This is a genomic window from Streptomyces sp. NPDC054841 (assembly GCF_053611045.1).
In genome coordinates this window covers 1-11232 of the sequence record NZ_JBSGZO010000279.1, presented here as the reverse complement: position 1 = coordinate 11232, position 11232 = coordinate 1, and the positions used below count along the sequence as shown (strand labels likewise).

Annotated in this window: 11 protein-coding genes; 2 read left to right on the top strand and 9 right to left on the bottom strand. The window is 72.7% G+C overall.

Annotated elements, in window-relative coordinates; translation table 11 throughout:
• The 5 genes from ACWGI8_RS29280 to ACWGI8_RS29260 all read right to left on the bottom strand — a co-directional run.
• On the bottom strand, positions 1-627 hold a 627-nt coding region (locus tag ACWGI8_RS29280), incomplete at its 3' end, for a hypothetical protein (RefSeq protein WP_453665393.1).
• A gap of 619 nt (positions 628-1246) precedes the next feature.
• Positions 1247-2965 carry a DNA repair protein RecN gene (gene recN / locus ACWGI8_RS29275; protein WP_453665396.1) on the bottom strand — a complete coding sequence of 573 codons (1719 nt, stop codon included), beginning with the start codon at positions 2963-2965 and terminating at the stop codon, positions 1247-1249.
• Positions 2966-3274: 309 nt separating this feature from the next.
• Positions 3275-4198, bottom strand: coding sequence for an NAD kinase (locus tag ACWGI8_RS29270; protein WP_453665391.1), 924 nt, complete (start codon positions 4196-4198; stop codon positions 3275-3277).
• The gene (locus ACWGI8_RS29265; RefSeq protein ID WP_453665389.1) at positions 4195-5010 is read right to left on the bottom strand and encodes a TlyA family RNA methyltransferase; all 816 of its coding nucleotides are present in this window, start codon (positions 5008-5010) and stop codon (positions 4195-4197) included. Before ACWGI8_RS29265 ends, ACWGI8_RS29270 begins: the two co-directional genes overlap by 4 nt.
• A 7-nt stretch (positions 5011-5017) precedes the next feature.
• Complete coding sequence (locus ACWGI8_RS29260) at positions 5018-5296, bottom strand: hypothetical protein (RefSeq protein ID WP_453665388.1); 279 nt, start codon at positions 5294-5296, stop codon at positions 5018-5020.
• Between the two features lie 42 nt (positions 5297-5338).
• On the opposite strand from ACWGI8_RS29260, the gene ACWGI8_RS29255 reads away from it, so the two are divergent.
• Complete coding sequence (locus ACWGI8_RS29255) at positions 5339-5686, top strand: SCP2 sterol-binding domain-containing protein (RefSeq protein ID WP_453665386.1); 348 nt, start codon at positions 5339-5341, stop codon at positions 5684-5686.
• Here the strand turns inward: ACWGI8_RS29255 and ACWGI8_RS29250 are convergent.
• From ACWGI8_RS29250 to ACWGI8_RS29235, 4 genes are all read right to left on the bottom strand, one after another.
• A complete protein-coding gene (locus ACWGI8_RS29250) occupies positions 5670-6536 on the bottom strand; it encodes an ABC transporter ATP-binding protein (RefSeq protein WP_453665395.1) in 867 nt (288 codons plus the stop codon). The two genes, ACWGI8_RS29255 and ACWGI8_RS29250, sit on opposite strands and share 17 nt — an antisense overlap.
• Before the next feature lie 83 nt (positions 6537-6619).
• Positions 6620-7657 carry a FecCD family ABC transporter permease gene (locus ACWGI8_RS29245; protein WP_453665384.1) on the bottom strand — a complete coding sequence of 346 codons (1038 nt, stop codon included), beginning with the start codon at positions 7655-7657 and terminating at the stop codon, positions 6620-6622.
• Positions 7654-8715, bottom strand: coding sequence for a FecCD family ABC transporter permease (locus tag ACWGI8_RS29240; protein WP_453665382.1), 1062 nt, complete (start codon positions 8713-8715; stop codon positions 7654-7656). The genes ACWGI8_RS29245 and ACWGI8_RS29240 overlap by 4 nt, the downstream gene beginning before the upstream one ends.
• A 61-nt stretch (positions 8716-8776) precedes the next feature.
• Complete coding sequence (locus ACWGI8_RS29235; RefSeq protein WP_453665381.1) at positions 8777-9805, bottom strand: HAD hydrolase-like protein; 1029 nt, start codon at positions 9803-9805, stop codon at positions 8777-8779.
• A gap of 89 nt (positions 9806-9894) precedes the next feature.
• On the opposite strand from ACWGI8_RS29235, the gene ACWGI8_RS29230 reads away from it, so the two are divergent.
• Positions 9895-11175 (top strand): DUF1015 domain-containing protein, encoded by a 1281-nt coding sequence (locus tag ACWGI8_RS29230; protein ID WP_453665379.1) that lies wholly within the window; start codon positions 9895-9897, stop codon positions 11173-11175.
• Positions 11176-11232: the final 57 nt, after the last annotated feature.

Sequence of the window (11232 nt, the reverse complement as noted above, 5' to 3'; positions counted from 1 at the left end):
GGCCCCGAGGGCCGCGCCGAGCGCGTGCGCCCCGGTGTCGCCGAGCATGGTGCTCTCGCCCAGATCGTCGGCGGCGACGGTGGCCGCGGCGGCCAAGGGCGCCGCGGCGAGCGGGCCCCGCGGCAGCCCGGGCGCAGCGAGCCCGAGCACGGTGAGCGCGGCGCGGCCGGGCCGTACGTCGACGAGGTTCACGAAGTGCGCGGTACCGGCGATCACGACCCCCGCGAGCACCTTGTCGACGGGCCGCTCCTTCATCGCCGCCCCCGCGAGGAGCCCGGCGGCCCCGATCCCGAACAGCTTCACGGCCCCGCTGGTGACCTCGCCCTGCCGCAGGGCCCCGAGGTGGGCCCTGAACCCCCGCCGGTCGTCCCCGGCGACGTCGTCGTACGCCCCGCAGGCCCCGGCCGCCAGCACGGCGACAGCGGCGGCGGGCACGCCGGCGGCCACCGCGCCGGCCGCCGTACCCACGGCCACGGCGGGCCCGGCGCACAGGTCAACGGTGCGCCCGGCGTAGTTCGTACGCTCCCAGCGCGCGTGCCCGCGCGTCCGTGCTCGGAGCGCGCGGTACGCGACGCGCGTCACGCCTGCGGCGGTGCCGAACGCGATGACCCTGCTGAACGTTCCCATGATCGTCACCCTAGACCGGGGTGCGCGGGCGCCGGTGGGTGGGTCGAGGCCCTCCGGGTTACCTCCGCGGGGCTTGGTGGGCGCCGATGCCGTTCAGTGGCCCGGCACTTCCCCCAATCCCCTGCGGGGCCGACCCTGCACGCCCCCTCCCGGCCCGTTCGGCGACTGCCCGTAGTGCCGGCACCGACCACAAGGGAGAGCCGTCACACGGCGCAGGAGGGGCGTGCAGGGTCGACCCGCAGGGGTCGCCGGCAAGTGCCGGGTTTCTCCACGGTATGCGGAGGTCTGCCGACCCCGAGGAGTCGAGCCCGGAGGGCCCCGACCCCACCCCCCGGCGCACCGCGCACCCCGGTACCGGGCACGTCAACGGCACCGGCTGCGCCGCATGCCGTCCGTGGTGGGGGTGTGGGGGCGGCAGCCCCGAAGGATTCAGGACGCGACAGCCCTTAGGGCTTGTCCGGGCGATCTTGTCGGGGCCGCGACGCTCCCCCAGAGCTTCGCCTGGGAGGTACCCCGGCTACGGCACTCCCCCAGCTACCGCTGGGAGGTGCCCCCACCGCCTTGCATCTGCACGCGCCAGACCCCGCTCGCTGATCCGGCCTGATCCGAACGACAGGCTCTAGACCTCGCTACGCGCAGCCGCCAGCAACTCCTCCGCGTGCGCCCGCGCCGTCTCCGAGTCCTCCTGCCCCGCGAGCATCCGCGACAGCTCCCGCACCCGGTCCTCGCCCGTCAGCACGGTCACCCCGGACCGCGTCACCGACCCGTCGTTGGTCTTCTCGACGAGCAGCTGCCGGTCCGCGAAAGCAGCGACCTGCGGCAGGTGGGTGACCACGACGACCTGCGCCGTCTTCGCCAGCTTCGCGAGCCGGCGCCCGATCTCCACCGCCGCCTTGCCGCCGACGCCCGCGTCCACCTCGTCGAAGAGGTACGTCGGCACCGGATCGGTCCCGGCGAAGACGACCTCCACCGCGAGCATCACACGCGACAGCTCACCGCCGGACGCGCCCTTGGCGATCGGCCGCGGCTGGGCGCCCGGGTGCGGCGCGAGCAGCAGCTCTACCTCGTCCACGCCGGACGGTGTGTACGCGACGAGCCGGCCGCCGACCTCGATGCCGTCCGGGTCCTCGGACTGCCGGATGGCGAAGGACACGCGGGCGTGCGGCATCGCGAGCGACGCCAGCTCCGCGGTCACCGCCTCGGCGAACCGCGCCGCCGCCTCCGTACGGGCATCGGTCAGCGCCTGTGCCAGCCCGGAGAGCTCGGCGCGCAGCGCGTCGCGTTCGACGGTCAGCTCGCCGATGCGGTCGTCGTCGCCCTCCAGCTCGGTGAGGCGGCCGGCGCTCTCCTCGGCCCAGGCCAGTACGGCGTTGATGTCCTCACCGTACTTGCGGGTGAGCCCGGTGAGCGCGGCCCGCCGTTCCTCGACCGCGGCGAGCCGCAGCGGATCGGCGTCGAGGTTGTCGGCGTACCCGGCGAGCTCTCCGGCGACATCCGCGAGCAGGATGGAGATCTCGCCCATCCGGTCGGCGAGCGAGGCGAGCGCGGGGTCGTGGGACCGTACGGCGTCCAGGGCCCGCCCGGCGCCCGCGACCAGTGTGGTCGCGTCGACGCCCTCGGGGTCCTCCGGGTTTCCGGCGAGCGCGGCGTGTGCGACGGACGCCGCGGACGCGAGGGCCTCGGCGTGGCCGAGCCGCTCGGCCTCGGCGGCCATTTCGACGTCCTCACCGGCGCGCGGCTCGACGCCCGCGACCTCGTTCAGCCCGAAGCGCAGCAGATCCGCTTCCTGGGCACGCTCGCGGGCACGCGTGGTCAGCTCGGCCAGCTCGGCGGTCACCGACCTCAGCCGCCGGTAGGCCGCCACGTACTTCTCGTGCGGCCCGGTGACCGTGTCACCCGCGTACCGGTCGAGGGCCTGCCGCTGCCGCGCGGGCTTGAGCAGCCCTTGCTGGTCGGTCTGGCCGTGTACGGCGACGAGTTCGTCGGCAAGTTCGGTGAGCATGCCGACGGGCACGGAACGCCCGCCGAGGTGGGCGCGCGAGCGTCCCTCCGCGGAGATCGTCCGGCTGATCAGCAGCGCACCGTCGTCGAGTTCGGCCCCGGCCTCCTCGGCCCGTACGGCCGCGGAGCCACCGGCGGGCACGGTGACCCGCCCCTCGACGACCGCCGACTTGGCGCCGAGCCGCACCAGGGCGGGGTCGGCGCGCCCGCCGAGCAGCAGGCCGAGGCTGGTGACGACCATGGTCTTGCCCGCACCGGTCTCACCCGTCACCGCAGTGAATCCGGGCGACAGCTCGACGACGGCATCGTCGATGACCCCGAGCGACCGTATCCGCATCTCCTCCAACACGGGGAAGACCTTACGAGGTCCGGGCCCGGCTGTGCGACGGCCCCCGCCCCGCGCGCACGGAGCCGCAGGTCGGGGACGCCTGCCGTCACCCCCCGGGGTGGCCCTCCCCTGCGGTATCGGGCACGTGTCGAGCCCGTCTGGGGGTCCCCCCACGCCGCAGGGCGTAGGGGGAGCTTGAGGACGGACGCCCCGGGCCACCCCGCGGTACCGGCCGCTCCGCACCCCGCCCGCAGGGCCTGCCGGCGCCCGGCCCACCACCGCAGAACGCCCGGCCGCTCCGCAACCCGCCCGCAGGACTCAGTGCGGCGCTCCGCGCCAGCCCGAGACGGGGAGCGCGAACTTCGCCACGAGACGGTCGGTGAACGACGCGTGGTGCAGCCGCGCCAGCCGCACCGGCACCGCACCCCGCCGGACCTCCACGCGGGCCGCCGGGGGCAGCTCGACCGCGCGGCGGCCGTCGCACCACAGCACACCGTGCGGCGTGTTCGGCTGCACCTCCACCGCGAGGACGGACGTCGGTGAGGTGACCAGCGGCTTGGCGAACAGGGCGTGTGCACTGATCGGCACCATCAGCAGGGCCTCGACCTCCGGCCACACCACCGGACCGCCCGCCGAGAAGGCATAGGCGGTCGAGCCGGTCGGCGTGGCGCAGACGATGCCGTCGCAGCCGAAGCCGGTCACCGGCCGCCCGTCGATCTCCAGGACGACCTCCAGCATCCGCTCGGGCGAGACCTTCTGCACGGCGGCTTCGTTGAGCGCCCAGTCCCGGTGCACTATGTCGCCGTTGCTGCGTACGGCGACATCGAGGGTCATCCGTTCCTCGACCTCGTACTCACGGGTCACGACCCGGTCGACAACCTTGTCCAGGTCGTCGCGCTCGGCCTCCGCGAGGAAGCCGACCCGCCCCAGATTGACACCGAGCATCGGCACACCCGACGCGCGGGCGAACTCCGCACCGCGCAGCAGCGTCCCGTCGCCGCCCAGCACGATCAGCAGCTCACAGCCGTCCAGCACCTCGGGCGTGGCCTCCGGGACCGTCTCCACCGTCGACGGCAGCGGGAGATCCGCCGCCTCGAAGGCGAGCACCCGCACCCCGAGGCCGGCACGCAGCAGGCCCTGGACGACGAGTTCGGCGCTCCGGATGGCCGCGGGCCGGCCGGTGTGCGCCAGCAGGAAAACCGTGCGCGTACGTGTCTTCGTATCCGTGCTCGTATCGGTCAACGCGGCCCCTCCGCCACTGCACGATCGACATCCGCCGGGTCGAGGTCCGGTGCCCCGGCCCGGAGCCACAGAAAGTACTCGACGTTGCCGGAGGGCCCGGGCAGCGGGCTGGCGGTCACTCCGAGCACGCCCAGCCCCAGCTCACCGGCCTGCCGTGCCACGGTCCGTACGGCCTCGGCGCGCAGCTCCGGGCTGCGCACCACTCCGCCGCTGCCGAGCCGCTCCTTGCCGACCTCGAACTGTGGCTTGACCATGAGGACGAGATCGGCGCCGGGCGCCGTGCAGCGCACCAGCGCGGGCAGCACGAGGCCGAGCGGGATGAAGGACAGATCACCGACGATCAGGTCCACCGCCTCCCCGTCGATCGTCTCCAGGGTCAACTCGCGCACATTGGTACGGTCCTTGACCGTCACACGTTCATCGCTCTGCAGGGACCAGGCGAGCTGGCCGTAGCCCACGTCGACGGCGACGACATGCGCGGCCCCGGCCCGGAGCAGGACGTCGGTGAACCCGCCGGTGGACGCGCCCGCGTCCAGCGCCCGCCGCCCCTCGACCTTCAGCCCCTGCGGTACGAAGGCCTCGAACGCGCCGGCGAGCTTGTGGCCGCCGCGCGAGACGTACTCGGGATCGCTGTCGTCCTGGGCGACGACGATGGCGGCACTGGTCTCGACCTGGGTGGCGGACTTCGTGGCGGTGTTTCTGCCGACGGTCACCCGCCCTGCCGCGATCAACTGGCTCGCGTGCTCACGCGAGCGGGCGAGCTTGCGGCGTACCAGCTCGGCGTCGAGACGGCGGCGTGCCACTCCTGCCACGTTCGGTTCAGCTCCTGTGGTCGTACGAGTCGTCCGGGCGGGCGTCCAGCGCGGTCAGCGCGTCACGCAGCCCTCGGTGTACATCCTCGTACACCTCCAGGTGGCCGTCGGCCGGGAGGTGATCGGCATCAGCCAGTCGCTCCAGGTGCGCGTCCACCCCTGCATGGCCGGTGGGGACGCGCGCGACGCCGAGGGGGGCGGGCGCGGCGGGTTCGTGCGCCCCGGCGGCGGCCTCCTCGGACGTTTCCGGCGTTTCCGGTTCCGGGCCCGGCATCGAGTCGCTCATGCCCAGACGCTACCGCGAAGCCCTGGGGTACCGTCGATCACGATGGCGACGACGGAGGAGTGCCGCAGCGCACTCGACAGACTTTCGGACAACCTGGCAAAGGCGGACGGTGACGTGCGCAGCGCGACCGCGCTCGACCGTTCCCTGAGCTGCCACATCAAGGACCTGGACATCACCTTCACCGGGCGCCTCTCGGCGGGCCGGATCGAGGTGGTGGACACACTGGACGGCCCACCGGCGCAGAAGGCGGAGATCCGGCTCGCGATGACCGGTGACGACCTGGTGGCGATGGTCGACGGGGAGCTGAATTTCGCGAAGGCCTGGGCCTCGGGCCGGGTCAGGCTCGAGGCCGGCTTCCGCGATCTGCTGCGCCTCAGGGCGCTGCTGTAGTCACCGCATCGGCAGCGGCGCCGGACGGCTCCCCGGAGGCCTCCTGGGGCGTCCGGGGGGCCGCCCTACGGCGCCGGGCCAGCGGCACCACCAGCGGCGTACCCGTCTCCGGATCGTCGATCACCTGCGAGCGCACGCCGAAGACCTGTTCGACCAGCTCGGCGGTGACGACATCGCCGGGCGCTCCCTCCGCCTCGATCTTCCCGTCCCGCATCGCGATGAGGTGGGTCGCGTACCGGGCGGCCTGGTTGAGGTCGTGGAGTACGGCGACGAGGGTGCGGCCCTGCGTCTCGTGCAGCTCGCCGCAGAGGTCGAGGATCTCCAGCTGGTGCTGGATGTCGAGGAACGTGGTGGGCTCGTCGAGCAGCAGCAGCGGGGTCTGCTGGGCGAGCGCCATCGCGATCCAGACCCGCTGGCGCTGACCGCCGGAAAGCTCGTCGACGTAGCGGTCGGCGAGTTCGGCGACCCCGGTCGCGGCCATCGACTCCTGGACGATCCGTTCGTCCTCCCGGGACCACTGGCGCAGCAGGCCCTGGTGCGGGTAGCGGCCTCGGGCGACGAGGTCGCCGACGGTGATGCCGTCGGGGGCGATCGACGACTGGGGAAGCAGCCCCAGCGTCCTTGCGACCTTCTTCGCGGGCATCGAGTGGATCGCCTGCCCGTCGAGCAGCACGCGGCCCTGGCTGGGCTTGAGCATCCGCGAGAGCGCGCGCAGCAGCGTGGACTTGCCGCAGGCGTTCGGGCCGACGATCACCGTGAACGAGTTGTCGGGTATCTCGACCGAGAGGTCCTCGGCGATGACCCGCTGGTCGTAGGCGAGGGTGACCGATTCCGCGGTGAGGCGCTGCATGGACGTACTCATGGGGCTCCTGGGGTTCTTCACGGTCGTCGGGTGCGGGTCTGCGGTCGTGCGCCCGGGCCGGGCGGGGCTCGTCATATCCGACCCGCCCTGCGTTCGGTGACCAGCAGCCAGAGCAGATAGCAGCCGCCGAGCACGCCCGTGACCACACCGACCGGCAGTTGCCGGTCGCCGAACGCCGAGGTGGCGATCCAGTCCGCGCTCAGCAGCAGGGCGGCGCCCATCACGGCGGACGCGGCGATGTTGGGCCCGGGCGAGCGGGTCAGCCGGCGGGCCAGCTGCGGCGCGCTGAGCGCCACGAAGGCGACCGGCCCGGCGGCGGCGGTCGCGGCGGCCGTGAGCAGGACGGCCGAGCCGATCAGGACGGCCCGGGTCCGCTCGACCCGGACGCCGAGCGCGTACGCCGCGTCGTCGCCCATCTCCAGCATCCGCAGCGGCCGTCCGTAGCCGATGCACAGCGGGACGAGCACCGCGCAGACGGCGAGCAGCGGCCAGAACTGGGCCCAGTCACGGCCGTCGAGCGAACCGGTCATCCAGAGCACGGCACGGGTCGCGTCGACCAGGTTGGCCTTGGTGAGCAGGTAGTGGGTGACGCCGGTGAGCATCGCCATGACGCCGATGCCGACGAGCACCAGCCGGTAGCCGTGCACCCCTCGCTTCCAGGCGAGCAGATAGACGCCCAGACCCGTCAGCAGTCCGCCGACGACCGCACCGCCCGCGACGGCGAACGCCCCGCCCTGGAACAGGACGATCACGATCAGCGCGCCCACCACCGAGCCCTGCCCGAACCCGAGCACATCCGGACTGCCCAGCGGATTGCGGGAGATGGACTGGAAGACCGCACCACCCACTGCGAGCGCCACGCCGACCAGCAGGCCCACCAGCACCCGCGGCAGCCGCAGGTCGTTGACGATGAACTCCTGCGCGGGCGTGCCGTTGCCGAGCAGCGTGGCGACGACCTCGCCGGGCGTCATCGGGAAGTCGCCGCTGCCGACGAGCAGGACGGCCGCTGCCAGGGCGGCGGCGACCAGCAGCAGGACGACGACGGACGCCCTCAGGTCCACACGGACGGAGAGTCCGCCCGGAGTACGTATCGCTTTCACGGCTCTCACAGCTGCGCCATCCTCTTGCGGCGTACGAGGTAGATGAAGACCGGGCCGCCGATGACCGCGGTGACGATGCCGACCTGCAGTTCGGAGGGGCGGGCGACGACCCGGCCGACGACATCGGCACCGAGCAGCAGCACCGGCGAGAGCACGGTCGCGTAGGGAATGATCCATCGCATGTCGGGGCCGGTGATGGCCCGTACGAGATGCGGCACCATCAGCCCGATGAAGACGATCGGCCCGCAGGCCGCGGTCGCGGCTCCGCAGAGCAGCGTGATCGCGACCATGGCCAGAACGCGGGTGCGCGTGAGATGGGCGCCGAGCGCGCGGGCGGTGTCGTCGCCCATCTCCATCGCGTTCAGCGGCCGGGCGATCAGCAGCGCGAGCAGTACGCCGGCGCCGATGAACGGGGCCACCCTGCCGATGGTCCCGGGGTCGGCCGATGCGAGCGATCCGACCGTCCAGAAGCGCAGCCGGTCCAGCGCCGCGGAGTCCAGCAGCTGTACGGCGTTGACGTACCCGTAGAGCGCATAGGTGGCCGCGGTGCCGGCGAGCGCGAGGCGCACCGGCGTGGCGCCCCGGCTGCCGCCGAGGACGTACACGACCACCGACACGATCCCGGCGCCGAGGAAGGCGAACCAGATGTAGTCGGTCAGCGAGGTGACGCCGAGGAAGCTGATGGCCGAGACGACAGCGGCCGCCGCGCCCGCGTTCACGCCGAGAATGCCCGGCTCGGCGAGCGGGTTGCGGGTGAGCGCCTGCATCACCGCGCCCGCCAGGCCGAGCGCCACACCGGCCAACAGCCCGAGCACGGTCCTCGGCACTCGCACATCGTGAACGATCACGTCGTTGCCGGTGCCGGAGTTCTGGAAGAGCCCGTGCCACACATCGCCGACCGGGACCGACTTGGCACCGATCGCGATGCTCGCGACGCAGACCAGCAGCAGGACACCGACGGACAGCAGCAGCCCGGCGGCGCGCAGCGCATGACGCTTGCGCGGCTTTGGCGCTGCGGCTGCCGAAGTCGGTTCCGCGCTCTGTTCGGGGAGACTGTCGACCAACACCCGGTTAGGTTAGCCTACCCTCCCATTGCGCTCGGGTCAGGGAACCCCGCCGGGCCTCGGGTCACCAGCCCAGCCTGGCCAGCGCCTTCCCCGCATCGAGCGTGCCCGCGGCATCCCCCGCGTGCGTCCACGCCGCCGCGCACAACGCCCGCAGCCCGTCCAGCGGTTCGCCTTCCCCGTCCAGTACGAGCGTGTCGACGCGAACGGACGCGGTCCAGCCGCCACAGCCGAATCCGGGCCCGGCATCGACCACTTCGGGCTGCCCGGTCAGCAGCCCCCGCAGATCCGCATCCACATATGTCGGCCGGTGCTTCGGTTCCGCCGCCAGCAGCTGCGCCGCGTTCGTCACCCCGGTCAGGACGAGCAGCGAGTCCACACCCCCGTTGAACGCGCCCTCGATGTCCGTGTCCAGCCGGTCCCCGACCACCAGCGGCCGCTCGGCACCCGTCCGCAGAATCGTTTCCCGGTGCATCGGCGGCAGCGGCTTCCCCGCGATCTGCGGCTCGGCACCCGTCGCGATCCGTACGACCTCGACCGCCGCGCCGTTTCCCGGCGCAATCCCCCGCGCGCTCGGAATCGTCAGATCCGTGTTGGACGCGAACCACGGCACCCCGCGGGCGATCGCATAACACGCCTCGGCGAGCCGCCCCCACGGCTGCTCGGGACCGCCGTACCCCTGCACCACGGCAGCGGGATCGTCGTCCGCGGACTCCACCGGCTCCAGCCCGCGTTCGCGCAGCGCGACCCGCAGCCCCTCGCCGCCGATCGCCAGCACCCGCGCGCCCGCCGGGACCTGCTCGGCGATGAGCCGCGCCACCGCCTGCGCCGAGGTGATGACGTCCGCGGGCTCCGCCGGCACTCCCAGCTCGGTGAGATGGTGCGCCACCGCGTCCGGAGTGCGCAGCGCGTTGTTCGTGACGTACGCCAGATGCATCCCGCCGTCGCGCGCCGTCCCGAGCGAGTCCACGGCGTACGCGATCGCCGCCCCGCCCGCGTACACCACCCCGTCGAGGTCGAGCAGTGCCGTGTCGTACACAGCGCACAGCGCCCGCGCGCTGCCGCTCGGCCTTGTCCTGGCCTGCTCGCCCATGGTGTTCCGCTCCTTCACACGTGGCTTTTATTGATCGCTCGTTGCTCCCCCGATCATCGCTCATCGCCTCAGCCACATACGATGCCTGAATGAACACGAGAGGTGACGCGGCCGACGACGGTCTGCACATGATCCCGTTCCGCGGACTGCGCTATGTCCCCGAGCGGGTCGGCAGCCTCGCCGCCGTGACCTCACCCCCGTACGACGTCGTCGTACGCCCGGACGGTCTGCACCACCTGGAGTCCGCGGATCCCTACAACATCGTCCGGCTGATCCTCCCCCAGGCAGCCACTGCCGAAGCCCGCCACGAGCAGGCCGCCGAGACCCTGGACCGCTGGCTGGCCGAGGGCGTCCTCGCACCCGATCCGGTGCCGTCGCTCTACGTCTACGAGCAGCGCAGGGGCAGCGTCCTGCAGCGTGGAATCATCGGCGCGCTGGCACTGTCGGCCCCGGACGAGGGCATCGTGCTTCCGCACGAGGACGTGATGCCGCATGTGGTGGCCGACCGGGCGGCCCTGATGCGCACCACCGCCGCCAATCTGGAGCCGCTGCTTTTCACGTACCGCAGTGACGGCTCCGCGACCGGGGCCTCCGCCGTCATCGAACGCATCATCCACAGCTCGGCGCTGCTGTCCACGACGACGGAGGACGGCTTCAGCCACCGCCTCTGGTCGGTCACCGACCCGGCGGACCTGGCGCAGATCTCCGCGGACCTCACCCACCAGCAGGCTCTGATCGCCGACGGGCACCACCGCTGGGCGACGTACCTCCGTCTCCGCGACGAGCAGCCCGTTCCCGGGGCGTGGGACTACGGCCTGGTGCTCCTGATCGACACGGCCCGCTATCCGCTCCAGGTCCGCGCGATCCACCGCCTGCTGAACCGGCTCCCGGTCGCGGACGCGCTCGCCGCGGTGGAGGGCCTCTTCCGGGTACGGGATGTCGACGGCCCCCTCCCGAACGCCCTCGAAGTCCTGGCCTCCGCGGCCGCCGAAGGCAACGCCTTCCTGCTCGCGGGGGACGGCCGCTTCCATCTCCTCGACCGCCCGGACGCCGACCTGCTGGCCCGTACGGTCCCGGCAGGCCGCCCGGACGCCTGGCGCAAGCTCGACGCGACCGTCCTGCACGCCACGCTGCTGGACCACATCTGGCGCATCCCGGACCTGCCCGAGGACATTGCCTACATCCACGACACCGAGGCGGCGGTCGTCCAGGCCGAGCGCCGTGGCGGTACGGCGGTGCTGATGCATCCCGTACGGGAGGACGTCGTCCGGGAACTCGCCCAGCAGGGCGTCACGATGCCGCGCAAGTCGACGTCGTTCGGCCCGAAGCCGGCGACGGGCCTGGTCCTGCGCAGCTTGAACTTCGACTGACGAACCGACCCGTACGGACCGTGCGACGAAAGACGGACGGGCCGGCACCCGAGTGGG